The organism is Amycolatopsis thailandensis (assembly GCF_002234405.1).
Lineage (GTDB): Bacteria > Actinomycetota > Actinomycetes > Mycobacteriales > Pseudonocardiaceae > Amycolatopsis > Amycolatopsis thailandensis.
This window is the reverse complement of the sequence record NZ_NMQT01000075.1, coordinates 44,496-69,539: the sequence shown is the minus strand read 5'-3', so window position 1 is coordinate 69,539 and position 25,044 is coordinate 44,496. Positions and strand designations below refer to the sequence as shown.

The window sequence follows — 25,044 nt, the reverse complement described above, 5'->3', positions numbered from 1 at the left end:
CTCTTCCGCTCGGAAGGGACCCTGCATGACGACTCAGGTCACCTGACGGCGACCGCTGCCCGTTCCGCCTCGGCGAGTTCGGCCATCCTGCGGTCCTGAGCGCCGGTTTCGACGGCGCGGTGCGCACGGAAGGCGTTCACGCAACCAGGTACGTCCGCGACGGAAGCGCAGTTGTCCGGCCGATTGCCGCTCACCTCGGCCCCGTTGACCAGCGCGACACGTGCGCTGATCGTGTAGATGCCTCCACCGGCAGCGGGAGACGGGTAGCGGCCCGTTCCGGGTTCACCCGCGACGTTGTCGCCGACCGTGGCCCCGTCGAGGGTGAGATCGTCGTTGAAGACGCCGAACCCGCCACCTTGGCCGCCGTAGCCGGAGATTCCGGAGTAGCCGCCGGGTCCCTCGACACCGGCGTCGCCGCCGCGACCCGCTTGGTTCCCGGCGATCTTGGTGCCGGTGATGACCGGATTCAGCGGTGCGCCTTGGCGTGTTGACATCAGCAGGCCACCGGCCACTCCACCACTGCCTCCGTTGCCGCCTACGCCGCCATCGGGGCCACCCGCACCACCGTGACCACCGCTCCCGGAGATGTTGTCGGTGACAGCACCGCCGGTGATCCGCAGGACGGTGCCCGTGGACACGTTGGCGCCGCCCCCGTATCCGCCCGAACCGCCCGAGCCACCCCGTTTGGCGGCCATGCCTTTGCCACCCCGGCCACCGGAACCGGAAGAGTTGCCGAGAATGGAACTGTTCGTGATCGTCAAAGGCTCCTGGGAAGAGCCGTAGGAGGCGATCCCACCTCCGAAACCTCCGCTCCCGCCACTGCCGGCCTCGGTGGTGGCCGTGGCGTCACCACCGGGAGCACCCGAGCCGGCGATGTTGCCGGAGATGACGCTGTCGGTGATGGTCAGCGGCCCCCAGTTGCGGATTCCGCCACCGGAACTTCCGGATTTCGCGTACCCGTAGGAGTCGACTCCGATGCCGTCAGGGGCGTGACCACCGGTGATCGTGACCTTGTCGAGTGTCAGGTCACCCCGGTTGGAAAGGATCCGGAACTGGGGTGCGTCCTTGGCGCGGGCGATAGTGGCGTGGTTGCCGTTGATGGTGAGCTTTTCCCTGATGGCGGGCAGTCCGGCTTCGTGAGCGGCGTCCGCGACCGCGGTGAGGGTGTAGACGCAATTCGCCGCCAAGGACAAAGTGTCCGGCGTCGTGGTGGAGTTGGCCTCGGCGATCGCCTGGATCAGTGCCCCCGTGTCACACGGCACAGCGATTTCGGCGGCCTGCACCGGTGGGGCGACCAGGGCGAACGTCCCCATCGCGGTCACCGCGGTCGCGATCAGTCTTCGGGATCTCGGCGTCATCGAAGAACCTTCCAGGTCAAAGAAATGGGCGGTGACGGAGCGCGTAATCCCCAGTACGGAAACCGTCACCTGACGAACATTAGAAGTGACCTCTGCGTCCCTCAATGAATATGATCCGCATCACAAGTACCGATCATCGGGAATCGCTGTGAACAAAAGAAAATAAATCGGAAGTCGTATCGACGACCCCTCGTTCACGCTCTTACCGGAGCCGGCGGCGGGGATTCCGGTGGCCGCGCTCCGGCAGGTCTTGTTATGGTGGAGGCGCAGCTGATCAACGAGCATGGAGACCAGACGTGGCAGGTGAAGACGACATCTCCGGGTGAGCCGGAGTTGCCAGGCCACCGGCGCTGACGCCGAGGTGGCCTCTTTGTCGTCCCCTCAAAGCCACGTCCACCGCGGTGCTGCTTCAGAGCGCCCGCTGTCTTTCACGAGGTCATTTCCATGTCAGACGCCTTCGTCGTCGTGTCCGCCCTGTCCTTCGCCTGGCCGGATGACACCCCGGTCTTCGACGACCTGTCCTTCACCGTGCCCGGTGGCCGCACCGGTCTGGTCGCTCCCAACGGGGCGGGCAAGAGCACGCTCCTCAAGCTGATCGCCGGCGAGCTGCGGCCGACCTCCGGGACCGTGTCCACTCAGGGCGTCCTCGGCTACCTGCCGCAGTCCCTTCCGCTCACCGCCGAGCTGGACGTGGCCGAGGTCCTGGGCATCGCGCCGCAGCTCGCGGCCTTGAGCGCGATCGAGTCCGGCGACGCGAGCGACGAGCACTTCACCACCATCGGCAACGATTGGGACATCGAGGAACGCACTCGCGCCCAGCTCGACCGGCTCGGCCTCGACGGCATCTCGCTCGACCGGAACCTGCGCACGTTGAGCGGCGGGCAGATCATCTCGCTCGGCCTGGCCGCGCAGCTGCTGAAACGGCCCGACATCCTGCTGCTGGACGAACCGACCAACAACCTCGACCTCGAAGCCCGCCGCAAGCTCTACGGCGTGCTCGAAGACTGGTCGGGCTGCCTGCTGCTGGTGAGCCACGACCGGGAGCTGCTCGACCGGATGGACCGGATCGCCGAACTCGACCGCGGCGATCTTCGGTACCACGGCGGGAACTTCACCCAGTACGAAGCCGCGGTCAAAGCCGAGCGGGAAGTCGCCGAGCGCAACGTCCGCAGCGCGGAACAAGAGGTCAAACGCGAGAAACGGGAGATGCAGCAAGCCCGCGAGCGGGCCGCGCGACGAGCGGGGATCGCGGCCCGCAACCTCGGCAACGCGGGTCTGCCGAAGATTTTCGCCGGCACCATGAAACGCAACGCCCAGGAATCCGCGGGAAAGGCGAACGAGACGCACGCCGCGCGGGTGAGCGACGCGAAGAATCGCCTCGACGAGGCCGAACGCTCTCTTCGCGACGATCAGAAGATCGCGTTGATCCTGCCGGGCACCAACGTCCCCGCCGGGCGCACGGTGTTCCACGGCGAGCACATCCAGGTGCGCTACGGCGACCGGAACGTCTTCGCGGGCGACGGCGTCGACCTCACGATCCGCGGCCCCGAGCGGATCGCGCTGACCGGCGGTAACGGCTCCGGCAAGTCGACACTCCTGCGGGTGCTCAACGGAGACCTCGCCCCTGCCGGCGGCGTCATCAAACGCGCCGAAGGCCGGATCGCGTATCTCTCGCAGCGCCTGGACCTGCTGGACCTCGACCGGACCATCGCCGAGAACTTCGCGGCGTTCGCCCCGAGCCTTCCCGAGTCGCAGCGGATGACGCTGCTCGCCCGCTTCCTGTTCCGAGGCGCGCGAAGCCAGCTTCCCGTCGGCGTCCTCTCCGGCGGCGAACGCCTGCGCGCGACCCTCGCCTGCATGCTGTTCGCCGAACCCGCGCCGCAGTTGCTGCTGCTGGACGAGCCGACGAACAACCTCGACCTGGTCAGCGTCGGGCAACTCGAAAGCGCTTTGGGGGCCTATCAAGGGGCCTTCGTGGTCGTGAGTCACGACGAACGGTTCCTGACCGAGATCAAGGTGGACCGGCGTATTCGACTGGCCGATGGGGCTCTTTTGGAGTCCTGATCCGCCATTGGTCCTCTGGTTGCGGTGGTTCGGTTGCGAACTATCGCAACCAGAGGACTGAATGCGGAGAGAGGCGCCCTATTTCGCCGGATCGCTCTTGAGGTGACGACAAGAGTTGGCACCGCGATTTCGTCTGACGTGGCAGTTCTCGTTCGGGCATAGATCGTGCTTCGGCGGTCGATCATCACGACGCCTCAGCAGCGACGGACTCGACACGCTGACCGAGGAGGACAACGTCCGGTCCGTGGCACCGGCCAGAACCCTGGAGATCTACACCGTCAAAGCCGACTCGCGGACCATCGGCATCGACAGCAGCGTTCTCACAGCCTTGGCCACCTCGACTACCGCCATGCCAAATAGCTCCGGTAAATGCCAACGAGCATCTGTCGTCACACTTAAGTGGCAAATGCATAGGTTCGCCAGTCACACAACATTACGAACACGTGTTCGAGGAATAGGTGTATTATGGAGGTGTGTCCGAGACCTTCCTTCCCGAGTTGCCGCAGGAGTTGTGGCGTGCCGGCAAGCTGGAGCTTGCTCATGGTGTGCAGCAGTTCTTGCAGTTGATGCGGGTGGCGTCCGCCGCTCTGGGGCAGTTTTTGGCGGAGGTGGAGTCTCGGGGTTCGAAGGACTTGTATGGCTATGGGTCGACGGCGGCGTGGTTTGCTGATGTGGCGGGGTTGTCGCGGGGTGAGGCGCAGTCGGTGGTGAAGCGGGCGATCGCGTTGAACCCGACTCGTGCTTTGGACGGCACCGAGGTTCCGGCCTTCGCGCCCACTGTGGGTGCGGCGGCCGCTGAGGGCATGATCGGGGACGAGCGGATCGACCAGATCCTGGAGATCTTGGCCAAGATCCCTGCGGACACGTCGGTGGAGGATCGGGAGAGCGCGGAGAAGATCCTCGGCAACCTGGGCCGTGGCGCTGGTCCCCGGCAGGTGACGAAGGCCGCCGAGGACATCCTCGGCTGGCTGGATCCCGACGGGAACGAACCCAAAGAGCCCGAGCCGAAGCAGCCGCGCCGGGAAGTGACCTTGGAGCGCCGTCGGGATGGGTTCTGGAAACTCACCGGCCTGCTGGATGACGAGCTGGGGGCTCGGACGGCGGCCGCGCTGGAGGCGTATGCGAAGCCTCGGCCGGTGGACGAGTTCGGGCAAGCTGACTTGCGCATGAAGTGCGAACGCCAGGGCGATGCGTGGGCGGAACTTCTCGACTTGGCGATCGCGTGCCCGGACCAGCCTGGCACGAGCGGGTACCGGACGTTGGTGCACGTGACCATCGGTCTGGAGGAGCTGAAGTCCGGGATCGGGAAAGCGTGTCTCGATTTTGTCGGGACCATGACCGCCCGAGAGGCACGCATGGCCGCGTGCGACTGCCTGATGCTGCCCGTGGTGATGAACGCGGCCGGTGAGCCCCTTGATGTAGGACGGCTGAGACGGTTCGTGACACCAGGTCAGAGACGGGCGCTCAACATCCGGGACCGGGGCTGCGCGTTCCCGGGGTGTCATCGAAAACCCAAGAACTGCCACGCCCACCATATTGAGCACTGGGCAGACGGCGGCCCCACCGATCTCCGGAACCTCGTGCTGCTGTGCGGTTTTCACCACCGCCTGATCCACTACGGCGACTGGCAAGTCCGCATGGCGGCCGACGGACTCCCGGAGTTCATTCCGCCCCAGTACTTGGACCCGCTACAAGGAATCCGGCGCAACACCCTCCACCGCGCCTGAACTCCCCGCATGACCCGAGGAGCCCGCCAGCCAACCCGGCGACGGGCCCCTCGGCATGCCCAACGACCGCACCAAGACTGTCCTGTCAGATACCAAGTCCGTGAAGGCCTCGTTGAGGGAGGTGTCTTTATGTACCCGCCGGTGCAGGTGGAGCGGGCGTGAAGGGTTTGGGACGATGAACACCCTCGTCAACAAAACCTGGCTTCGTTGAAGCGCCAGGATGGTGCCGGCTGCCGGGCGCGGGATTTCGGGTGTCTCGGCCCGAGACCACAGCGGCTCGCACGACGGTGGAGGATCTGGGACGTTGGACGTCCCGAATCCTCCACCGTCGATCCCGCATCAGAGCGAACCGCCACCTACACGCAGATCAGACGCAGGTACACAAATACCAGGCCTCCTTGAGGGACCCAGGGTCCTTCAAGGAGGCCTTCACGGACCGGTGCTCGGCGGCGGCGACTGGCAGGGCGAAGGGGACTTTCCCCTCATCACACGAGCGGAAAGTCCCCTTCACCCCAGGGCAGGCAGTCTCCGGAGTGGCGGAGGCTCGGAAGCGTCGCGAAAGCCACTTTCGGGACGTCTGATGTACCGAAAGTGGCTTTCGCGACACCGAGGCCGGCCGTGTGGGCAAGCGAGGCAACACGCCACCTTTGCCTTACCCCGCAACAGAACACAAATCGCCACTCGCCACCATGCCGAGCCCGCTCGCCCAACGAGGGCGAACCTTCCGCCGCCAAGCGTGCCCACCAAAAGAAAAGGTCCCGCTTCCGCTCAGCGAAGGCTGGGGGTTCCTGCGAGCAGGAAGCGGGAGTTTAAGGCCGGTACGGGGGCCGCCTCTCGGCGAAAGGCTCAACACGGCTCCGGCCAAACCGGTATTCCGTGAAGGCGAGGGTTGAGGCCCGGGGGCACCATCCGTACCGACACTCTCTACAACGCACCATCGCGGGAAATGTTCCCCGGCACCAAGCCTGAATCGCTGTGACCCGCGTCTACACACGAATGGGCCAAAAAGACCCGTCCCCGCTCTGCGAAGGTCTGGGGGTTACCTGCGAGCGGGGACGGGAGCCAACACTTTTCATAACGCGTCGGTACCCGTAATTGTTCCCGGTGAAGAGCTTACGAAACAGTGACATGCGTCAAGCACGAACAAAAAGACCCGCTCCCGCTCAGCGAAGGCCTGGGGGTTACCTGCGAGCGGAAGCGGGAGCCGAGGTCGATACGGTGGGCCGCCTCTCGGCGAAAGGCACTACATGGCTCCGGCCGGACCGGTATTCCATGAAGGCGAAGGTTGAGGCCCGGGGGCACCATCCGTACCGACACCCTCTACAACGCATCACCGCGGAAAATGTTCCGCGCCAAAACAGTGACGCACGTCAACTGATCGAAGCGGTAACGCTCAACAGGGCGGCGGGACCTGCTCGACCAGTTCCTCCGGCGCCGAAAGTCGCCACGCCTCGTAGACCAATTCGGTCAGCTCGTCCGCCTCGACGCCGTCCAGGTGTACGACCACCCAGCCGAATCCCCCGGCGGTGAATTGCACCTCGAACACGTCCGGACGCTCCGACACCAGAGCCTCCTGTTCGGACAGTGTCTGCTTCAGGCCGACGGTCTGGGTCTTCGGCCAGTAATAGCCGAACCGCTTCCCGCGAACGCTGTACGACTCCCACTCCTTCGCGTCGGAGCGTTCGACGTCGGCGAGCGCTTTCAGCATCCGGTGGAACTCGGCACTCGCCACACTCATCGTGAAACCCCCGGAATCGTCCATGAACCGGGGCACAGTCTAGATGTCCGGCGGAATCCGCCGTTCCGGCTCTCGGGGCGTTCCTGTCGAGAGCGACTTGGCTACGATGCGTGAAGAGATCCACTCGACGCTGGGGAGCTGCGCCATGGACCGTCCGGCCACCGCCGAAGAGCTGTTCGACACCATCGGTTCCGCCTACGAGGACGCGTTCGGCCGCCCGCCGGTGGTCGGCAAGGCGGTACGGCAGCTGATCGACGTGCTGCCGCCGTCGTCGCGGGTGCTCGACATCGGCAGCGGCACCGGGCATCCGGTCGCCGAGGACCTTTCCGCCGCTGGCCACCGGGTCACCGGGCTCGACGTCTCGTCGGTGATGGTCGACCTCGCCCGTGCGAGGGTCCCCGCGGCCGAGTTCATCCACGTCGACGTGCGGCGATGGACCTCTCCGCCGGAGTCGTGGGAGGCCGTCTGCGCCTTCTTCCCGTTCCTGCAGATGCCGCGCGCGGACACCGAAAAGGTGCTCGGCGACATCGCGCGGTGGCTGGTGCCGGGCGGCTTCTTCTCGCTGGTGACCGTGCCGTTGGACGCCGAGGACGTACCGGTGGAGTTCTTCGGGCGCACCATCCACGCGACCAGTTTCGCCCCGGACGACCTCGTCCGCCGCGTCGAAGCGGCCGGGCTGGAGGTCACCGGGACGCACTCGGAGATCTTCACCGCGGACGAGCCCGGCACGCCGCCGGAGGAGCATCTGCTGATCACCTCCCGTCGCCCGGGCTGATCCCGTGCCCGTCATCAGTGTGATCACGCCGGTACACCGGCCGAGCATGCCGTTCCTGGCCGAGGCCCACGCCTCACTGGCCGCCCAGGAACTCCCGGCAGGCTGGACGTGGGAATGGCTGGTGCAGGAGGACGGCGAGACCGGCCTGCTCGACGCCGCGCTCCCCCGCGACGAGCGGATCCGGCCGGGGACGGGGCGGCCGGGCGGGCCGGGGGTGGCGCGGATGCTGGCGCTCGCCCGGTCTTCCGGGAGCCTGATCAAGGCGCTCGACGCGGACGATCTGCTGGCGCCGGGTGTCCTCGGCCGAGACATCGCCGCGCTCGAGGATCCCGTGATCGGCTGGACCTCTTCCAGTGTGCTCGACCTCTTGCCGGACGGAACGAAGGTCGGCTTCGACAGCGATCCGGCGGAAGGGCCGATCGAACGGGGCGCGATTCTCCGCTACTGGCGGGAAAACGGCTACCTGTCCTCGGTGGTGGCCGGGACACTGTGCATCCGCCGCGGGCTGCTGCTGGAATTGGGCGGCTGGATGGCGCTGCCCGCGTCGGAGGACACCGGGCTGGTGCTCGCCGCGAACGCGTGCGCCGACGGCTATTTCCTGGCGACCTGCGGGATGTACTACCGGAAGTGGCCGGGTCAGGTGACGAAGTCCGCCGCGCACAACGACGACGGCGAGCGCCTCGCGCGGATGAAGCTGATCGGGGAACGCGCAGAGATCATGCTGGCTCGGCGGGCTTCGGGCACCTCGTGACCCGCTGACCTCGTCAGAGTTCGATGTGGACGTCCGGCGACGCGGCGACGATGTCGAGCAGCGCTTTCGCGCACAGGTCGCGGGTCTGGTCCCGGGTCAGCCGCCGGTACTTGAGCCAGTCGAGACAGACCGCGACGACGAACGCCAGCCAGCCGCGGACGGTCACCCGCAACGTCTCGGGCGGCTCGCCGTCCGGGCACAACACCGCCAGGATCCGGCGGCCCTGCTCGGCGAAGTTCCGGTCGAGGATCCCCTGGACCTCCTCGACCGTGATCGCCGTGCCCGCATGCAGCGCCCGGTAGCCGTCGTCGTTCGCCTCGACGTAGCGCAGGTAGGCGTCGAGGCCCGCCATCAGCTGCTGGGCGACCGGCAGCGCCGGATCCGTCCTGGTCATGTCGAGCAGGCGTTCGCCCTCGGCCTTGATGACCTCGGTGACGAAGTCCTTCTTCGTCGGGAAGTAGTGGTAGAGCAACCCTCGGGACACCTCGGCGATGTCCGCGACCTGCTCGATCCACACGTCGTCGTACGGCCGGTCCGCGAACAGGCGGGCACCGATCCTCAGCAGCTGTTCCCGCCGCTCGGCGGTGCTCAGCCTGCTGCGGGGCTTCCCTGAAGTACTCGGTGCCATCTCGGCATCGTACTTACTTGACACGGGTTCAGTAACGGGCCACGCTCGCTATTGGATGTCGATTCAACAGTGCTCACCCTGGAGGGGCTCGATGGCCACCGCACTCCCTCATCCCCCGCGCCGGATCCCGCTGATCGGCGACGTGCTCGGCGTTTCGCCGAAGACCCCGGTCCAGGACTCGATGCGGCACGCCGCCGAACTGGGGCCCGTCTTCGAGCGCAAGGTGTTCGGCCGTCGCATCGTGTTCGTCAACGGCGCCGAGATGGTCGCCGACCTCTCCGACGAAAAGCGGTTCGCGAAGCACGTCACGCCCGCGATCTCGAACCTGCGCCCGCTCGGCGGCGACGGGCTGTTCACCGCGCACAACGAGGAGCCGAACTGGCGGCGCGCGCACGAGATCCTCGCGCCCGCGTTCAGCCGCAACGCCATGCAGCGCTACCACCCGACGATGCTGGCGATCACCCACGAACTCCTGGACACCTGGGACAAGGGCGGCGAGGTCGACGTCGCGGACGACATGACGAAGCTGACGCTGGAGACCATCGGGCGGACGGGATTCGGCTACAGCTTCTCGTCCTTCGAACGCGCCGAACCGCATCCGTTCGTCGCCGCGATGGTCCGCACCCTGCGGCACGCGCAGCGGAGGGCGATCCAGCCGCCGGTCATCGGCCCCCTGCTCAGCCGGAAGGCCAACCGGCGCAACGAAGCCGATCTCGCTTTCCTTCACTCCGTCGTCGCCGAGGTCATCGAGGCGCGCCGGGACGATCCGAGTACCGAAGACCTGCTCGGGCTCATGCTGAACACCACGCAACCGAGCACCGGTGAAGCGCTGGACGAGGTCAACATCCGGAACCAGATCATCACTTTCCTGGTGGCGGGCCACGAAACCACGTCGGGCGCGCTGTCGTTCGCCTTGTATTACCTCGCCAGGAACCCGGACGTCCTCGCCCGCGCGCAGTCCGAAGTGGACAAGGTCTGGGGCGAGAACCCCGATCCGTCCTACGAAGAGGTCGCGAAGCTCCGCTACGTCCGGCGGGTCCTCGACGAGGCCCTGCGGCTCTGGCCGACGGCGCCCGCGTTCGCGCGCCAGGCCCAGGTGGACACAGTGGTCGGCGGCGAGTACCCGATGAAGAAGGGACAGTGGGCTCTCGTCCTCATCCCGGCGCTGCACCGTGATCCGGTCTGGGGAGACGACCCCGAGGCGTTCGACCCGGACCGCTTCGCCCCGGATCGCAACCGCGCCCGCCCGGCGCACGTCTACAAGCCTTTCGGCACCGGGGAGCGCGCCTGCATCGGCCGACAGTTCGCCCTGCACGAGGCGACCCTGGTGCTCGGCATGCTGCTGAGCCGGTACGACCTGCGCGGTGACCCGTCGTACCGATTGAAGGTGCAGGAACTGCTGACGCTGAAGCCGGAGGGCTTCAAGCTGGACGTCTCGCTCCGCGACCGTGCGACGGTGGGCGTCACCGCCTAAGGCTTGAGCAGCCCGTCGCAGAGGGCGTCCACCAGGGAGCGGGAAACGCTCACCCCCGTCAGGGCGCGGTAGACGATCGGGCCCACGACGGCGTCGATCGTGGCGTCGAGGTCGAGCGCGGACGAGACCTCGCCCGCCTCGATTCCGCGCGCGAGCAGGTCACGCTCCAGCTCTCGACGCGGACCGAGGTAACGGTCGTGGAGGCTCTTGGCCGTTTCGGGGTTGTGCTGTGCTTCGGCGATGAGCGCGAGCAGGACCTTGCCCGCCGGGTCGCGGGTCACGAACCGCGCGTAGCCGCGGAAGTAACCGCGGATGGCGTCCACGGTGGACTTCTCCGACGGGACGGCGAAGCGCTTCTCGCTGTCTTCGATGAGCGTGTCGAGAAGGATCTCGACCTTCGAAGGCCACCACCGGTAGATCGTCTGCTTGGCGACGCCCGCCGTGCGCGCGATCGCCTCGATGGTCAGCTTGGCGAAACCGTGCTCGACGAGCAGATCGTCGGCGGCGTGGAGCACGGCGAGGCGGGCCGCTTCGTCGCGCTGGTTGCCGGAGCGCGCCCTGCGGGGCTGCGAATTCGCGGCGGGCATGCCGACCACAGTACCGCTCAGCGCGGACGCCCCCGGCCGCCAGGTGCCGTGCTACTGTCTAGACGCAACGTCGCGTCTAGACAAAATTCGATCACCAAGGAGTTTTCGTGTCCGACACCTCTGATCGCCACGCCCTCGTCCTCGGCGCCTCCCGTGGCCTGGGGCTGGTCCTCGCCGAGGAGCTCACCCGGCGCGGCCGTCGGGTCATCGCCACGACGCGCCGGAACGGCGGCGAGTTGCAGGCGAAGGCCGACGCCTCGAACGGGCGCCTGCGCGTCGAAACGCTGGAGATGACCAGTGACGATCAGCTGGCGGCCTTGCGCGAGCGTCTCGACGGCACCGAGCTCGACCTGTTGTTCGTCAACGCCGCGATCGATCGCGGGAACCTGCCGCTCACCGAGGTCTCCACCGAGACGTTCGCCGAGGTGATGATCACCAACGCGCTGAGCCCGCTCCGCGCCCTCGAAGCCCTTCGCGACCTGGTCGTGCCTGGTGGCACAGCCGCGATCATGTCCTCCAGGCAGGGAAGCATCGAGCTGAACACCAGGCCCGGCTTCGAGCTGTACAAGGCCAGCAAGGCCGCGCTCAACCAGCTGATGCGCAGTTACGCCACCAGGTACGCCGACGACGGGCAGACCAAGCTCCTCATCCACCCCGGCCACAACCAGACGCCGCTCGGTGGCCCCGGCGCGCCGCTCACCGCCGAAGAGAGCATGCCCGCCGTCGCCGACGTCCTCGAAGCACAGGCGGGCACGCCGGGCCTCCAGTTCCTCGATCTCCACGGGAAGGTGGTGCCTTGGTAAGAGCCGGTCACATCTCCCCTCCGGGATCCGTCAGTGCGGTGGAAGCAAGACGGAAACCCTGAAGGAGAACGAAGGATGAAAACCCGGATCCCGAACCCCGCGATGGCGAACCCCGCCACGCTGAAGGCCCTGATCGCGTTGGCGGAGTCGACCGGAGACACCGGTATCCCGAAAACCACGCACTACCTCATGCACGTCCGCGCGAGCCAGATCAACGGATGCAGCGGCTGCCTGGAGATGCACACCAAGGAACTCCGCAAGGCGGGCGAGCCGGACGAGCGGATCTTCACCGTCGCCGCGTGGCGTGACACGGCGTACTTCACCGACGCCGAACGGGCGGCGCTCGCGCTGGCCGAGGCGCTCACCCGGATCGCGGACCGGGCCGACCCGGTCGACGACGAGGTCTGGGGCGAGGCGGCCCGTCATTACGACGAAAGGCAGCTTTCGAGCCTGGTCCTCTCGATCGCCGCCATCAACACCTGGAACCGGTTGAACGTCGCCACGCGGCAGGTCGCCGGCGCCTAGCGAGCCTGCCTTAGTTCCACACAGCACTCGGCCGCGCCGGGAACGAGGGCCGCTTCCACGTTCCCGGCGCGCACGCCGGCCAGGAAACCGGACAGGAACGCCTGGTTGACCCCGCAGACCAGCTCCGGAGCCTCGGCGGCCAGCGGGTGGAACGGGCAGTTCCGCAGCCGGACGGAGGTCGCGGTGTCCCGGCTCGGCTCGAAGCCATACCGGCGAAGCACCCCTTCCGCCACGGTGAGTGCCCGTTCCACGCCGAGCCTGCCCGGCCGGGTCCGCGCGCGTTCCTCTTCGCCCGCCGCGAACCCGCGTTCCCCCGCGACTCGCCGTACGGCGTCCCGCGCGGTCTCGCCCGTCCCGTCGGCGAGCACGGCCTCGGCGAGGATTCCCGCCAGGACTTCGTGCCTCCGGGCGGGGATCTGCACCTGGATGGCCTCTTCGACCGGTTCGTAGACCTTGGGCCTGCGCCCGACCTTCACCACCTGGCCTGCGGCGAAACCGAATCTGAGCAGCCCGGCCGCGACGAGCTTGTCGAGATGGAACGCGGCGAGCTTGCGGGAGATCCCGACCGCGGCCGCCGCTTCGTCCCGCGTCACCGGGCGCCGCGCTTGCCGGGCGTAGGCGTACATGCCGCGGCGGAGGTCGTCGTCGAGCGCCGCCACCGCGGCGATGGAAGGGCCGTCGAAGCCGTCCGGGCCGGACACTGTCACGTACACCACGATATCGCCCATCTCAACCGGCGGAACATCCTGAACTGCGGATCTACCATGTAGGCTGAACCGGCGGGTGCTAAAAAGCCCAAAAAACTTAGTCGAATAGCTCTGGGGATCGCGGTCAGCCTAGGAGGCCTCATGTCCACTCCCGCCTTGCGTGTCGTGCACGAAACCGGGCCTGGACCGGACCTGGAGGCCGCCGAAGCGGCGGCCGCGAACCTTCTCACCGCGCTGGGCATCTCGCTGGATTCCGAGAGCCTCCGCGGCACCCCCGGCCGGATGGCGCGCGCGTACGCCGAGCTTTTCACCCCGCGATCGTTCGACCTCACGACCTTCCCCAACGACGAGGGCTACGACGAACTCGTCCTCGCCAGGGGCATCCCGGTCCGGTCCGTCTGCGAGCACCACCTGCTGCCGTTCGTCGGGGTGGCGCACGTCGGTTACCTGCCCGGCGAACGGATCCTCGGCCTGTCCAAGCTGGCCAGGATCGTCGAGCACTTCGCCTGCCGTCCGCAGGTTCAGGAACGGCTCACGAAGCAGGTCGCCGACTGGCTCGACGAGCAGCTCCAGCCGCGCGGGGTCGGCGTCGTGATCGAGGCCGAGCATTCGTGCATGACCCTGCGCGGTGTCCAGGCCGTCGGTTCGAGCACCGTCACCTCCACCCTGCTCGGCACGCTGCGCGAGGACGCCCGTTCACGCCAGGAGTTCTTCGCCCTCACCGGTATCAACGGCTGACAGCGGGTTCCTCCGCGTAGGCCGCGGAAATGACGGCGCGGTCGAATACCCGCCAGGTGACCGCGGAAACGATCATCGCCACCACGAAGCCCACCCAATACGGCGTCGTCAGGCCGAATTCGGACGCCACCACGCCGCCGAGCAGCGCGCCGAAGCAGGTCCCGCCCGCGATGATGAACAGGCTGGTACTGCCGACCCGGCCGAGCATCTCCGGCGGAGTGAGCCGCTGGCGCAGGGAGCTGGCGACGATGCCCCACAGCGCGCCGTGCACCCCGAACAGGAACAACACCACCCCGACCACCGTCGCGCTCGTGCTCGTCGCCAGCACCAGGTGCGTCCCGGCCTCGATCAGCAGGCCGATCCGCAACGTCCAGGTCGGTGTGCACCAGGCGATCAGCCGGTCGCCCGCGATCGAGCCGAGCAGGCCACCCACCGCCATGCAGGTGAAAAGCAAGCCGTAGCCGACGGCCCCCAGGTCGAGCCGTTCCTTCGCCAGCAGGACCAGCACCGAGGTGGCCGCGACGAGTGTCAGGTTCAGCAGGCCGATCAGCCCGACCATGGTCCGCAGCAGCCGCTGGCCCGCGAGCCAGCGGAACCCTTCGGCCGCCTCCGACCGGATCGAGCGCCGCTGCACCGGCTCGCCGTCGGGCCGGGACCGGTAGGCACCTCCGATCAGGCCAAGCAGCAGGGCGCTGACGGCGTACGTGCCGGCGTTGACGAAGAACGGGATGCTCGCCGCGACGCCGAACAGAAGACCGCTCAACGGCCCGGAAAGCATGCCGTGGGACAGCGTCGTCCCGGCGTACAACCGGCCGTTCGCCCGCTCCAGCAACGTCTTCGGGACGATAGAGGGCAGCATCGCGCCGCTCGCCGTCCGGAACACGACCTCGCCCGCATTGATCACGAAGAGGACGGCGTACAGCAAGGCGACGCTGACGTTGCCCGTCGTGATCGCGACGGCCAGCAGCGCGACCGCGGGTACGCGGATCCAGTCGAGGGCGATCATCAGTTTCCGCCGGTCCACCCTGTCGACCAGCACTCCGCCCGGCAAGGCGAAAAGCAGCCAGGGCAGCCACGCCACCGCGAACCCGCCGGACACGACGAGCGGGTCTTCGGTGCGGGAGGCGATCAGCAGCGGTGCCGCCACCGTCGCGAGCCTACTGCCCAACGCGGAGGTCGTGCTCGCCGCCCAGATCTTCGCGTACCTGCTGTCGAGCTTCTCCCCAGCCATGAGATCCAACGTAGCGATCGGTGACCGAGCGGATGCGGAGTTTCACCCAGAGCTGAGAGGGGGCCCTCTAGACTGCCCTTCCGTTCGGCCTTGGGAGGGGAGCACGGATGGTGCTGGTGCGCGACGTCGATCCGTCGATTCTGCTGGTGGGCAAGAAACCAGGGGAAAACCCGGGCCCCTACCTTCCCCGGGACATCGACCGGCCGCTCGCCGAGGCGCTCCAGACCGTGCAGTTCACCCTCATCGTCTACGAGGTCTATTCAGGTGCCAGGCGGTCAGCCTGGGAAGCCTTGAGCGCCACGCATAGCCGAACGGAACTGGTCATCGAGCCGGAGATCGACGATCTCACGACGGACCAAAGCGACGGCCCGGCGGTGCTCTGGCTCGACAGGAAGCTGCCTCAAACACTCGGACGCGACCCCGCCGCAGTGGCCAAATGGCTGGCCAGGGATCCTGCGCGCCGAGTTCTGGGCCTCGTCGGCGACAGCCAGTACGAGCACCCAGGCCTGCGTGCGGCGATTGACGAACTTCGGCCGTTTGTTCTCCGGGTGAACCCGAAACTCTCGGATCGGGAGCGCGAGTTAGCCGACGCGATGTTCCCCGGCCTGAAGCCTGTCCACGCGATCGACGAAATCGCCGTCGTCCTGAACAGTACCGTCTACCATAGTGTCCGGACTCCAGACCCGTTCGCCTCGCACGTCGCCGATTACCGGCCCGACACCGACGACGGCGTCGACCGTCTCGGCATCGGCACCGACGTCCGCATGCTCGCCGACCTGGTGGTCTCGCGGATGATCACCCCTCCCCTGTCGATCGGCCTGTTCGGCAGCTGGGGTTCCGGCAAGAGCTTCTTCATGCGCCAGATGCAACTGCGCGTCCGCGACCTCGCGGATTCCGCGCACGAGGCCGAGATCGCGGCCGACGAGCACGGGAAGTCCGTGTCGTCCTACTGTTCCAGCGTCCGCCAGATCAGCTTCAACGCCTGGCACTACAGCGAAGCGAACCTTCTCGCCAGCCTCGCCACCCACATCTTCGACAACCTCGCCGCGAGCGGTGCCGAGAACGACCTTCAGCGCCAGGCCGACGCGCTCGCGGAACGCCGCAAGACCGAGAAGACCCTCCTCGGCAGGCTCAGCGCGGTCCGCCTCGAACGCAGAACCCTGACAGCGCAACAGAAACAAGCGAACCGCAGGAGGCGTAAACCGCGTGAGTACGTCCGCGCGGTCTTCGACAGCCTCACCGAAACGGACAAGGCGTGGATCGCGTCCAGGCTCGGTGTCGACCGGCCGACGGCCGAAGATCTCGAACGACTGGCGCAGGAGACCGGTGGATTGCGTTCGGACGTCGCCGAATTCTGGCGGCGGCTGCGCCAGGATCCGGTGCCCCTGCTGGTCCTGATCGGCGGGCTGGTGACGGTCCTGGTCGTCACGCTGCTCGTCGGCCGGTCGCAGGTCTCCGGCGTGCTCGGCGGGCTCACCCTGGTGAGTTCCGCGCTCACCGTGGTCCTGCGGATGCGCGCCAGCGCGGGCCGGATCCACGAGGCGCTCGACAAACTCGGCGGCCCGTCCGACGAAGACGAGGAGACCGAGCGGCGTCTGGCCGAACTGGACGCCGAATCCGAACGGCTCGAAAAGGCCGTCACCGAGCTCGCGCCGGGGCTGGACCTCGTGTCGTTCGCCGAGTCCCGGGTTTCGGACTACGTCGAACATCTGGGCGTGGTCTCGTTGCTGCGCAAGGATCTTGAAACGTTCGCGACCATGCTCGCCGAGGTGCCGCACGGTTCCGGGAAGATCGAACGGACCGTCCTCTACATCGACGACCTCGACCGCTGCCCGCCCAAGGTCGTCGTCCAGGTCCTGGAAGCCATCCATCTCCTGCTGGCGCTGCCGGTGTTCGTCGTCGTGGTGGGCGTCGACCCGCGGTGGCTCAAGAAGGCCGTCGAGCAGCACTACGAGCAGATGCTCGGCGACGACCCGGAAACCTTCGCCGAGAACTACCTCGAGAAGATCTTCCAGGTGCCGTTCACGTTGTCCCCCATGGACGATCCAGGGTTCGCGGGGCTCGTGCGCGGGCTCGCCGCCAGTGAGGTTCAGGACGCCGCACCGGAGCCCGCGCCCGCCCGGACGGATCAGGCCACCGGCGACCGCGCTCCGGTCGCGGTGGAGCCTCCTCGTCGCGAGGAAGCACCGCCACCGTCGTCCGGACAGTCCACAATAGACCTTCGACCTCCTAGGCTGGTGGTCTCGCCGGCGGAACTGGATTTCCTGCCGACGCTGGCCCCGCTCATCCGTTCCCCGCGGGCCGCGAAAAGGCTCCTGAACCTGTATCGCCTCCTGCGGGCTCGCCTCGCCGGAGAGGATCTGGCCGAATTCCTCGCCGACGGCAGCCGCGAGGCGCCGTTCCGCGCGGTGATGGTGCTGCTGTCCGTACTGGTCGGGTATCCGGAGGCGGTCTCCTGGTTCTTCGCCGTCCTCGAAGGGGCAGACCCCGACGACAACGCGCTCGACGTCGTGTCGGGACTGAACGACCACGAACTGCGGCCGAAGCTCGAACGCGGCCTGTCCGGCGGATCGTGGCCGGAGCGGGCCGCGTCCTATCAGCGCTGGCTGCCGCTGGTGAACCGGTTCTCGTTCGCCCGCGACGACTGATTCCGCGACCGCTCGATGTCGGGCCCCCGGTAGAGCCGCTCCGGGATCTTCGCCAGCGTCGACGGGTGGACCTGCGGGCCGAGGCCGTAGAGCTTCTGGAAGCTCATGATCAGCGGCCGCCAGCGATCCGGGTCGATCCGGTCGTCGGTGCCCGGCATCCGCACGTCGTCGTGGACGTGAACGCGCTGCACGCGGACCTCGAACACGAGGATCCCGCCGCGTTGCGCCGCGTCGTCCTCGGCGAGAGGGTGCACGGCCTCGACGACGGCCTCCATCGTCACCGGACATTCCGCGACCCGCGGCGGCGCGACCGTTTCCGACGCGACGGGAGTGAGCCCGGCTTTGCCGAACTTGTCCGCTTCGTACCGATAACCCCGCTCGTACTTGCGGTCCGGGACGGGATCCGAGCCGGTGGTCAGCGCCAGCCTGTCGACGGCGGCCGCCATGGCGTCGGAAGGGAGATTCAGAACACATTCACGGTTGCGCATGAGATTCTGCGCGGTCTTGGATTTCGCGCCCAGTCCGAGCATGCCGCGCCACCCGAGCCAAAACGCCGATGACATCGGAGCGAGGTTCGGGGTACCCGCCTGGTCGACCGTCGAGAGGAGCACCACAGGGGTGCCGAAATAGAGAATTCCGGGCTCGATACGGGTGTGCGCGGCCTCGGCCGCCGAGGTGGTAACTGTCACGTTCGCCAGCTTCGCCGGGTCTCGCCCGAGAGGCTGGCGTGAATCGGACGTCGCGATCAACGCTTTCGCCAGACGGCTTCCCGCCGCCCGAGCGCTTACCCTTTCCGAAGTGGTTCCCTTGGGCGAGCGCGAACCCGCGATCGTTCGGAGTATTGCGTTCGGCCGATTGCTGGTAAGTTCGCCGAACTCGAACGACGAAGGAGGCGCCGGCAGCTGCCCGGTCAACACCCGAACGCGCGTGGTGAGGCGAATCGCATGCGAGACGATGTGGTCCAGGCGAGCTCGATTCTCGGGCATGCTCCCGGCCAGGTTTGGGAAGTCATCGGCGATCCCGAGTCCTACTCGAGGTTCGTCGCGGAGGTCAGCTGGTGCGAGATTCAGCAGCCCGCCGAACGCGGACGCGGTCCGAAGTGCCTTGTCCGGCTGGAACCGCGGCCGGGCACGCTGGTCGTCGGCGACATCGAGGCCCGGGTCTGGCGGCCGGGTGAGCACGTCGTCTGGTGCGGCGTCGAGGACGACGGGAACTGGGTCTCGATCGAGCTGCGGCAGACCGCCGAGGGCGGTACGGAACTCCTCGCGCAGCTGATGCTCCCGGCGAAGCATTCGCATCTGGTGTCCGCCTCGTCGTTCAAACGCGGCGTCCGCGCGATGGCCAGGCGGATCGATCTGCACCTTTCGGGGCGGGCGGCGTCACCCCAGGAGGAACCGGCGCCCACCAAGGCGACCACGCTGCACACGGCGAGCACGCTGATCAAGGCCGGGGTGATCGCGGCCGCGCGGCCGGACAAGATCGCCCGTCAGCTGACCTCGCTGTCGCAATGGGGTGCCACCGTCGCGGGCGGCTACGGCGCCAACGCCGCCCGGGTGCCCGACGACGTCGCGCTGCACGACGAACGCAACGTCCGGACGTTCAAGCAGACGGCGGATCGCAGCAACCAGCTCGCGAACGCGCTCGCGGCGCGCGGGGTCCGCTCCCGCGACCGGATCGCCCTGTTGTGCCGCAACCACGCCACGATGGTCGAGGCGCTCATCGCGTGCAGCAAGCTCGGCGTGGACGCGATCCTGCTCAACACCGGGCTTTCCGCCGGCGCCGTCGCGGACGTCGTCGGCCTGCACAAACCGGTCGCGGTGCTCGCCGACGACGAGTTCTCACAGGTCATCGCGGGGATCCCCGGCGACTTCCTGAGGCTGTCCACGTGGCCGGAAACCGAGAACGGCTACCCGACGGTCGACCAGCTGATCGCCGGGGTGCCCGCCACCAAACTCAAACCGGCGGACCGGATCGGCAGGCTCGTCGTCCTCACCTCGGGTACCACGGGCACCCCCAAGGGCGCACGTCGTCCGACGCCGAAGGGCCTCGCGACGTCGGCCGCCATGCTGGACCGCATCCCGCTCCACAGCGGAGACCGTTTCGTGGTGGCCGCGCCCCTGTTCCACAGCTGGGGGCTGGCCGGGATGCAGATCGGGATGGCCGTCCGCGCGTCGTTGTCGCTGATCCGCCGCTTCGACGCCGAAGAGATCCTGAGGACCATCGCCGAACACCGCTGCGGCGTGCTGTTCGCCGTCCCCATCATGTTGCAGCGCATCCTCGATCTGCCCGAACGGATCCGCACCCGGTACGACCTGTCGTCGCTGCGGATCGTCGCCAGCAGCGGATCCGCGTTGCCGGGGACGATCGTCACCGAGTTCATGGACACTTTCGGCGATGTGCTCTACAACTTCTACGGCTCGACAGAGGTTTCCTGGGCCAGCATCGCCACCCCCGAGGACCTCCGCGCCGCGCCGACCACCGCCGGCCGCTGCCCGCCCGGCACCCGCGTCGCCATCCTCGACGACGACCACAACCGGGTCCCGCCGGGCTGGGAAGGACAGATCTTCGTCGGCAACGACATGCTGTTCGAGGGCTACACCGACGGCGCCAGCGTGCCGCGCGCGGAAGAGCTGATGGCGACCGGCGACGTCGGCTACCAGGACGCCTCGGGGCGCCTCTTCGTCACCGGCCGGGCGGACGAGATGATCGTGTCCGGCGGGGAGAACGTGTCCCCTCGCCCGGTCGAGGAAGCCATCGTCGCGCTGCCCGGCGTCCACGAAGCTGCCGTGATCGGTGTGCCGGATCGCGAGTTCGGGCAACGGTTCGCGGCGTACATCGTCCCGAAACGGGGTGCCCGGATGAGCGCGGAGGACGTCCGCGCGTACATCCACCGGCGGCTGGCCCGCTTCGCGGTGCCGCGGGACGTGTACTTCGTGGAGGAACTGCCGCGCAACGCGACCGGGAAGGTGCTCAAACGGTTGCTGAAGGACGAGACCTGGCCGATCGACCAGTAGCGTCCTTTGTGGACTCAGCCCGCGGGAACCGGCGAAACCGAGGAGATGCAGTACTTGTCGCCCGCCTCCCGCCGGACCTCCATCGTCCCGGTGAACTCCGACTCGTAGTTCAGCGTTCCGGACATCGTCACCACGATCAGGTCCGGACTCGCCTCACGCGGGTCTTTCGCGGTGAGCGACGCGTTGCGATCGCCGTACTCCTTCGCCGCCTGACGGACCTTGTCCTTGGCGTCCGCGCAAGCCGACTCGGCGGCCTTGTCGGGCTCGTCGCCGAACACCGCGAGCATGAACTTGCCCGCCAGCACCGGCCCCCAGTCGAGGCTCAGCGGGGTCTGCGTCGCGCTCGCGGTCTTCGAGGACTTGCTGTCGCTCAACAGGAAACCGGGTGCCACGAACGCGAGGATCACGAAGACGACCACCACGAGCGCGGCACCGCCGCCGATCAGCCCGATCAACAGGCCGTTGCCCTTCTTCGGCGGCTGCTGACCGGGGAACTGCGGCGCGCCGTAGCCCGGTGGCGGGTAACCCTGCTGGGGGTACTGCTGCTGCGGGTACTGCTGGGGTGGCGGTTGCTGGGGGTAGCCCTGCTGCGGTTGACCCTGGCCCCACTGCGGTCCTTGCGGTCCCTGTGGATACGACATCGATGATTCCTTCCCCGAGCAACCTGTGCGCCGGAAATCTACCGTCCCCTTCGGACAGTCGAAAACCAGCTCCAGACACGGAGGTGCGAAGGGCGAGTTTCCTCGGCTAAGCCGAGGGAAGGGGGCCTTCACGCGCAGCCCTTGTGACTACTGGTGCGGCTGGGGCGTTCGCGGCGATCGCGAGGGCAGTGAAGGCCTCCTTCACTACCCTCAGGGTAGGCAAGGAGACCTTCACGGACCCGGACCCACGCTCGGCCGCGACGACCACCCGCACCGAAAGCCACCTCGCCTATCCCTCGAAAAGCGTCATGTCCACTCTCGACGGTCTTTAGAATCGGGCCATGAGACGGCTGGCGGTGGTGGTCTTCAACGGGGCGTCGCTCGGCGCGATGTCCTTCGCGTTCGGGGTGTTCGAAATGGCCTCGGCCTTCGGGGAGCTGCCCGACCTCGAACTCAAGGTCGTCGGCGGCGAACCGGACGCCGCGCTGCGGGGTGGCGGCCTGACCGTCCCGGTCCCCGAAGACCTCGACGCCGTCCGGGACGCGGACCTGGTGCTGGTCCCGAACTGGCGGTCGCCGATGGAGGATCCGCCGGAAGCGGCGTTGGAGGCGCTCCGCGCGGCCCATGACCGGGGTGCCCGGGTGGCCGGACTGTGCAGCGGCGCCTTCGTGCTCGCCGCCGCCGGGCTGCTCGACGGGCGCCCCGCGACCACGCACTGGGCGATGGCGCCGCTGCTCGCCGCCCGGTTCCCCGCCGTCCGGCTCGACGAATCGGTGCTCTACATCGACGACGGCGACATCCTGACCGCGGGCGGTGGCGCCGCCGGGATGGACCTCGGCCTGCACCTCATCCGCTCGTGGTGCGGCGCTGAGGTGGCGAACCGGCTGGCGAAGGGCATGGTCGTGCCGCCGCACCGGCCCGGCGGGCAGGCCCAGTACATCGAATCGCCGATGCCGGAACTCGACGAGGGCGACCCGGTGTCGGAGACGATGGCCTGGGCGCTCACCCGGCTCGACGCCGCGCTCCCGGTCGAGGAGCTCGCCAGGCGGGCGCATATGAGCAGGCGCAACTACGACCGCCGGTTCCGCGAGATCACCGGCGCCGCGCCCGGTACGTGGCTCACTCACCAGCGGGTCATCCGCGCACAGCAGCTGCTCGAATCCACCGACCTGCCGGTCGACGAGATCGCCAGGTACTGCGGGTTCTCCTCCTCCGCCGCGCTCCGGCCGCACTTCCGGCGGCAGGTCGGGGTGACCCCGGTGGCCTACCGGGAGACGTTCGGGACCAGGCTGGGGGTCCTCGAACCGATGCTGTCCTGAACGGACTGTCTCAAAACCGACCCCCGTTGGCGAAAACACCGCTCACGGCCGGGCACCGCGGCGGGCCACGATCAACGGCATGACCGAAAACAGCCGTTCCTTCCTCAACCGCCGGTCCATGCTCACCCTCGGCGCGGGTGCCGCGGCCGCGCTGGTCGCCTCGGGCGGCATCGCCGAGGCAGCCCAGGCGGGTCAGCCCGGCACTCCCGGCGACGCGGAACTCGCCCGGTCCCTGCCCGGCGGGTTCCGCAGCGAGTACGCCCAGGTCAACGGCGTCCGGCTGCACTACGTCGCCGGCGGCCGGGGCGAACCGCTGATCCTGGTGCCGGGCTGGCCGGAGACCTGGTGGCAGTACCGCAGGATCATGCCGACGCTGGCGAAGCGGTACCGCGTGATCGCCGTCGACCTGCGGGGCATGGGCGGATCGGGCAAGCCGCAAGGCGGCTACGACAAGAAGACGATGGCTCGCGACATCTTCGAGCTCGTCCGGTCGCTGGGCTACCGCAAGGCGCACATCGCCGGGCACGACATCGGCGCCATGGTCGCGTTCAGCTTCGCCGCCAACCACCCCGACGCGACCAAGACCGTCACGCTCATGGACGTCTCGCATCCCGACGAAAGCCTGTACCAGATCCCGATGCTGGCCCCGCCCGGACAGCCGGTGAACGTCTGGTGGTTCGCCTTCAACCAGGTCGCCACGCTGCCCGAACAGCTGCTGGCCGGCCGCTCGCGCTTCCTCATCGACTGGATGCTCGATCACCTGACGGCCGATCCGGCCTCGGTCGGCGACCGGGACCGGGCGATCTACGCCGCCGCGTACGACCGTCCGGATGCGATCCGCGCCGGGAACGGCTACTACCAAGCGTTCGGCAAGGACATCGAGGACCAGAAGGCCTACGGGAAGATCACCGCGCCGATGCTGGGGTTGGGTTCGGAGTTCAACTACGACTACCTCGCCGCGGTCCTGCCGTCCAAGGCCACCGACGTGCGGGTGCGGAAGATCTCCGGTTCCGGCCACTTCGTCGCCGAAGAGCAGCCGAAGACGGTCATCGACGAACTGCAAACCTTCCTCGGATGAGGCCTATACCCCGAACGGGTCAACGGCGCGCTCCGAACGGCTCAATTCACTCGGTCAGGTGAAAGACGCGGCCAGGCGTCATTCTCGCGACGGGACCCCCTCTTCTCTGGTGTGTCGGTACCGGCCGGGCAGCCCCCCGAACGGCCGGTACCGACATGGAAGTACCGATCAGGAAGTACCGCTCAACCGATCCACCAGCGGGCCTTGTAGATCCACGCGCCGTGCAGCGCCAGCTCGGCGCGTGGAAAGGCCAGCCGGACGGTGTCCGTGCACCAGGTGCACAGGTGCCCGTCCTGGATCGAAGCCGTCAGGATCTGTCCGGTCCGCGGGTTCGTCGAGACACTCTTCACGTGCGGCCGGTCGATCTCCCGTGCGCCCGCGAAGCGCTGGGTGAACCCGCCGCTCGTCTTCGAGAACTGGTAGACGCCCGCTTCCGTGGTCACCCACAGCAGGTCCGGCCGGTGCGGGACCAGCTGGAGGTCGTGCCCGCCCTTGCTCGGCACCGGTACGCGCCGCTGCTCGGTGATCACCGGCGCGGCGGGGGTGCCGCCGACGCTCACCGCGACCAGGGCGTCGGTGCCCAGCGCCCACAACACGTTCCGGCCCGCGTCCCATACGACGCCGTGCGCCCCCACCAGCGGGTACTCGGCGTAAGTCGTCGAGCGCTGTCCCTGCGAAGCGGTGTAGATCCGCACCCAGCCACCGGTGCTGGCCGCCACCGCGACGTTGCCGTCCGGCAGCAGCTCGATGCTGTGAGGGTTGGCGGACCCTCCTACGTTGGCGGCCCAGTACGCCCGGTCCCCCGCCGGGTAGGGCACGACGGCCGCGAAGCCGCCCGAAGCCGAGGTGAGCAGGTACTTCTCGCCCTGTCGTTCGGCGAGCTTCGCGTCGCTCGGGTTGCTCCACGATCCGGCGAGGTCCGCGAGCCCGTTGGCGGCGTTCGGCGCCCACGACCAGCTCACCTTCCGGTCCTGCCAGGAGGCCCGGTCGGCGGGCAGGACCAGGATCCGCTTCGACGCCTGCTCGGTGATGACGATCGAACCGCGATCGCGTGCGGCCGCGTCCGCCACCGCCGGCGCGGACGCCGCGACCGAAAGGCCCACGACGGCCAGCGCCGTCAAGGAATTCCTCATGATCTTCATACGGAGACTGAATCCGGCCGGTCTTGCGGGCGATGCGTGCCCCCAATGTGGCATTGGGGGCGCTCAACGTCCCCAATGCCACATTGGGGACGGGAG

The 25,044-nt window shown here is 67.9% G+C and carries 21 protein-coding genes; 12 read left to right on the top strand and 9 right to left on the bottom strand.

What is annotated here, in order from left to right; all coding sequences use genetic code 11:
* Window positions 1-38: 38 nt before the first annotated feature.
* Complete coding sequence (locus CFP71_RS22010; RefSeq protein WP_244199782.1) at window positions 39-1,358, bottom strand: hypothetical protein; 1,320 nt, start codon at window positions 1,356-1,358, stop codon at window positions 39-41.
* Between the two features lie 444 nt (window positions 1,359-1,802).
* Between CFP71_RS22010 and abc-f the strand changes: the two genes are divergently transcribed.
* Both abc-f and CFP71_RS22000 read left to right on the top strand, forming a co-directional pair.
* Window positions 1,803-3,422 (top strand): ribosomal protection-like ABC-F family protein, encoded by a 1,620-nt coding sequence (abc-f, locus tag CFP71_RS22005; RefSeq protein WP_093935801.1) that lies wholly within the window; start codon window positions 1,803-1,805, stop codon window positions 3,420-3,422.
* A gap of 473 nt (window positions 3,423-3,895) precedes the next feature.
* Window positions 3,896-5,149, top strand: coding sequence for a DUF222 domain-containing protein (locus CFP71_RS22000; RefSeq protein ID WP_093935800.1), 1,254 nt, complete (start codon window positions 3,896-3,898; stop codon window positions 5,147-5,149).
* 1,393 nt (window positions 5,150-6,542) lie between these two features.
* Here the strand turns inward: CFP71_RS22000 and CFP71_RS21995 are convergent.
* Window positions 6,543-6,887 (bottom strand): MmcQ/YjbR family DNA-binding protein, encoded by a 345-nt coding sequence (locus tag CFP71_RS21995; RefSeq protein ID WP_093935832.1) that lies wholly within the window; start codon window positions 6,885-6,887, stop codon window positions 6,543-6,545.
* Window positions 6,888-6,993: 106 nt separating this feature from the next.
* Between CFP71_RS21995 and CFP71_RS21990 the strand changes: the two genes are divergently transcribed.
* Both CFP71_RS21990 and CFP71_RS21985 read left to right on the top strand, forming a co-directional pair.
* The gene (locus tag CFP71_RS21990; RefSeq protein ID WP_244199781.1) at window positions 6,994-7,662 is read left to right on the top strand and encodes a class I SAM-dependent DNA methyltransferase; all 669 of its coding nucleotides are present in this window, start codon (window positions 6,994-6,996) and stop codon (window positions 7,660-7,662) included.
* A 4-nt stretch (window positions 7,663-7,666) separates the two neighbouring features.
* Complete coding sequence (locus CFP71_RS21985) at window positions 7,667-8,413, top strand: glycosyltransferase (protein ID WP_093935797.1); 747 nt, start codon at window positions 7,667-7,669, stop codon at window positions 8,411-8,413.
* Between the two features lie 13 nt (window positions 8,414-8,426).
* Here the strand turns inward: CFP71_RS21985 and CFP71_RS21980 are convergent, their stop codons facing one another.
* Window positions 8,427-9,041, bottom strand: a complete 615-nt coding sequence (locus tag CFP71_RS21980) for a TetR/AcrR family transcriptional regulator (protein ID WP_093935795.1) — start codon at window positions 9,039-9,041, stop codon at window positions 8,427-8,429.
* A 91-nt stretch (window positions 9,042-9,132) separates the two neighbouring features.
* Between CFP71_RS21980 and CFP71_RS21975 the strand changes: the two genes are divergently transcribed.
* Window positions 9,133-10,515, top strand: coding sequence for a cytochrome P450 (locus tag CFP71_RS21975; protein WP_208636005.1), 1,383 nt, complete (start codon window positions 9,133-9,135; stop codon window positions 10,513-10,515).
* Here the strand turns inward: CFP71_RS21975 and CFP71_RS21970 are convergent.
* Window positions 10,512-11,102 (bottom strand): TetR/AcrR family transcriptional regulator, encoded by a 591-nt coding sequence (locus CFP71_RS21970; RefSeq protein ID WP_093935830.1) that lies wholly within the window; start codon window positions 11,100-11,102, stop codon window positions 10,512-10,514. The genes CFP71_RS21975 and CFP71_RS21970 overlap by 4 nt on opposite strands.
* A 107-nt stretch (window positions 11,103-11,209) precedes the next feature.
* Here CFP71_RS21970 and CFP71_RS21965 point away from each other — a divergent pair, with 107 nt between their 5' ends.
* Both CFP71_RS21965 and CFP71_RS21960 read left to right on the top strand, forming a co-directional pair.
* The gene (locus CFP71_RS21965) at window positions 11,210-11,905 is read left to right on the top strand and encodes an SDR family NAD(P)-dependent oxidoreductase (protein WP_093935793.1); all 696 of its coding nucleotides are present in this window, start codon (window positions 11,210-11,212) and stop codon (window positions 11,903-11,905) included.
* 75 nt (window positions 11,906-11,980) lie between these two features.
* Window positions 11,981-12,430 carry a carboxymuconolactone decarboxylase family protein gene (locus tag CFP71_RS21960; RefSeq protein WP_093935792.1) on the top strand — a complete coding sequence of 150 codons (450 nt, stop codon included), beginning with the start codon at window positions 11,981-11,983 and terminating at the stop codon, window positions 12,428-12,430.
* Here the strand turns inward: CFP71_RS21960 and CFP71_RS21955 are convergent.
* On the bottom strand, window positions 12,427-13,158 hold the full coding sequence (locus tag CFP71_RS21955) for a helix-turn-helix transcriptional regulator (protein ID WP_093935791.1): 732 nt from the start codon (window positions 13,156-13,158) through the stop codon (window positions 12,427-12,429). The genes CFP71_RS21960 and CFP71_RS21955 overlap by 4 nt on opposite strands.
* Window positions 13,159-13,278: 120 nt before the next feature.
* Here CFP71_RS21955 and folE point away from each other — a divergent pair, with 120 nt between their 5' ends.
* On the top strand, window positions 13,279-13,875 hold the full coding sequence (gene folE / locus CFP71_RS21950) for a GTP cyclohydrolase I FolE (protein ID WP_093935789.1): 597 nt from the start codon (window positions 13,279-13,281) through the stop codon (window positions 13,873-13,875).
* Here the strand turns inward: folE and CFP71_RS21945 are convergent.
* Window positions 13,865-15,106: an MFS transporter gene (locus CFP71_RS21945; RefSeq protein WP_093935787.1), complete on the bottom strand. Its 1,242-nt coding sequence runs from the start codon at window positions 15,104-15,106 to the stop codon at window positions 13,865-13,867. The two genes, folE and CFP71_RS21945, sit on opposite strands and share 11 nt — an antisense overlap.
* A gap of 107 nt (window positions 15,107-15,213) precedes the next feature.
* On the opposite strand from CFP71_RS21945, the gene CFP71_RS21940 reads away from it, so the two are divergent.
* On the top strand, window positions 15,214-17,754 hold the full coding sequence (locus CFP71_RS21940) for a P-loop NTPase fold protein (protein ID WP_093935785.1): 2,541 nt from the start codon (window positions 15,214-15,216) through the stop codon (window positions 17,752-17,754).
* Here CFP71_RS21940 and CFP71_RS21935 read toward each other — a convergent pair.
* On the bottom strand, window positions 17,703-18,443 hold the full coding sequence (locus tag CFP71_RS21935; RefSeq protein ID WP_244199780.1) for a flavin reductase family protein: 741 nt from the start codon (window positions 18,441-18,443) through the stop codon (window positions 17,703-17,705). The two genes, CFP71_RS21940 and CFP71_RS21935, sit on opposite strands and share 52 nt — an antisense overlap.
* 255 nt (window positions 18,444-18,698) lie before the next feature.
* Here CFP71_RS21935 and CFP71_RS21930 point away from each other — a divergent pair, with 255 nt between their 5' ends.
* Window positions 18,699-20,768, top strand: coding sequence for an AMP-binding protein (locus CFP71_RS21930; RefSeq protein WP_093935783.1), 2,070 nt, complete (start codon window positions 18,699-18,701; stop codon window positions 20,766-20,768).
* Between the two features lie 14 nt (window positions 20,769-20,782).
* On the opposite strand, the gene CFP71_RS21925 is transcribed toward CFP71_RS21930, so the two are convergent.
* Complete coding sequence (locus CFP71_RS21925; RefSeq protein ID WP_093935782.1) at window positions 20,783-21,409, bottom strand: hypothetical protein; 627 nt, start codon at window positions 21,407-21,409, stop codon at window positions 20,783-20,785.
* A 341-nt stretch (window positions 21,410-21,750) separates the two neighbouring features.
* Here CFP71_RS21925 and CFP71_RS21915 point away from each other — a divergent pair, with 341 nt between their 5' ends.
* Window positions 21,751-22,728, top strand: coding sequence for a GlxA family transcriptional regulator (locus CFP71_RS21915; RefSeq protein WP_093935778.1), 978 nt, complete (start codon window positions 21,751-21,753; stop codon window positions 22,726-22,728).
* A gap of 79 nt (window positions 22,729-22,807) precedes the next feature.
* Window positions 22,808-23,806 carry an alpha/beta fold hydrolase gene (locus CFP71_RS21910; RefSeq protein ID WP_093935776.1) on the top strand — a complete coding sequence of 333 codons (999 nt, stop codon included), beginning with the start codon at window positions 22,808-22,810 and terminating at the stop codon, window positions 23,804-23,806.
* A 182-nt stretch (window positions 23,807-23,988) separates the two neighbouring features.
* Here CFP71_RS21910 and CFP71_RS21905 read toward each other — a convergent pair whose 3' ends face one another.
* A complete protein-coding gene (locus CFP71_RS21905; RefSeq protein WP_093935775.1) occupies window positions 23,989-24,948 on the bottom strand; it encodes a DUF6528 family protein in 960 nt (319 codons plus the stop codon).
* Window positions 24,949-25,044: the final 96 nt, after the last annotated feature.

Excerpts from the sequence above, each read along its gene's own strand:
- CFP71_RS21970 (WP_093935830.1), bottom strand. The coding sequence starts at position 11,102 with ATGCCCGCCGCGAATTCGCAGCCCCGCAGGGCGCGCTCCGGCAACCAG.
- CFP71_RS22010 (WP_244199782.1), bottom strand. The coding sequence starts at position 1,358 with ATGACGCCGAGATCCCGAAGACTGATCGCGACCGCGGTGACCGCGATG.
- CFP71_RS21980 (WP_093935795.1), bottom strand. The coding sequence starts at position 9,041 with ATGGCACCGAGTACTTCAGGGAAGCCCCGCAGCAGGCTGAGCACCGCC.
- CFP71_RS21995 (WP_093935832.1), bottom strand. The coding sequence starts at position 6,887 with ATGAGTGTGGCGAGTGCCGAGTTCCACCGGATGCTGAAAGCGCTCGCC.
- CFP71_RS21915 (WP_093935778.1), top strand. The coding sequence starts at position 21,751 with ATGAGACGGCTGGCGGTGGTGGTCTTCAACGGGGCGTCGCTCGGCGCG.
- CFP71_RS21945 (WP_093935787.1), bottom strand. The coding sequence starts at position 15,106 with ATGGCTGGGGAGAAGCTCGACAGCAGGTACGCGAAGATCTGGGCGGCG.
- CFP71_RS21990 (WP_244199781.1), top strand. The coding sequence starts at position 6,994 with ATGCGTGAAGAGATCCACTCGACGCTGGGGAGCTGCGCCATGGACCGT.
- abc-f (WP_093935801.1), top strand. The coding sequence starts at position 1,803 with ATGTCAGACGCCTTCGTCGTCGTGTCCGCCCTGTCCTTCGCCTGGCCG.
- CFP71_RS21910 (WP_093935776.1), top strand. The coding sequence starts at position 22,808 with ATGACCGAAAACAGCCGTTCCTTCCTCAACCGCCGGTCCATGCTCACC.
- CFP71_RS21925 (WP_093935782.1), bottom strand. The coding sequence starts at position 21,409 with ATGTCGTATCCACAGGGACCGCAAGGACCGCAGTGGGGCCAGGGTCAA.
- CFP71_RS21905 (WP_093935775.1), bottom strand. The coding sequence starts at position 24,948 with ATGAAGATCATGAGGAATTCCTTGACGGCGCTGGCCGTCGTGGGCCTT.
- CFP71_RS21930 (WP_093935783.1), top strand. The coding sequence starts at position 18,699 with ATGCGAGACGATGTGGTCCAGGCGAGCTCGATTCTCGGGCATGCTCCC.
- folE (WP_093935789.1), top strand. The coding sequence starts at position 13,279 with ATGTCCACTCCCGCCTTGCGTGTCGTGCACGAAACCGGGCCTGGACCG.
- CFP71_RS21975 (WP_208636005.1), top strand. The coding sequence starts at position 9,133 with ATGGCCACCGCACTCCCTCATCCCCCGCGCCGGATCCCGCTGATCGGC.
- CFP71_RS21960 (WP_093935792.1), top strand. The coding sequence starts at position 11,981 with ATGAAAACCCGGATCCCGAACCCCGCGATGGCGAACCCCGCCACGCTG.
- CFP71_RS21940 (WP_093935785.1), top strand. The coding sequence starts at position 15,214 with ATGGTGCTGGTGCGCGACGTCGATCCGTCGATTCTGCTGGTGGGCAAG.
- CFP71_RS21955 (WP_093935791.1), bottom strand. The coding sequence starts at position 13,158 with ATGGGCGATATCGTGGTGTACGTGACAGTGTCCGGCCCGGACGGCTTC.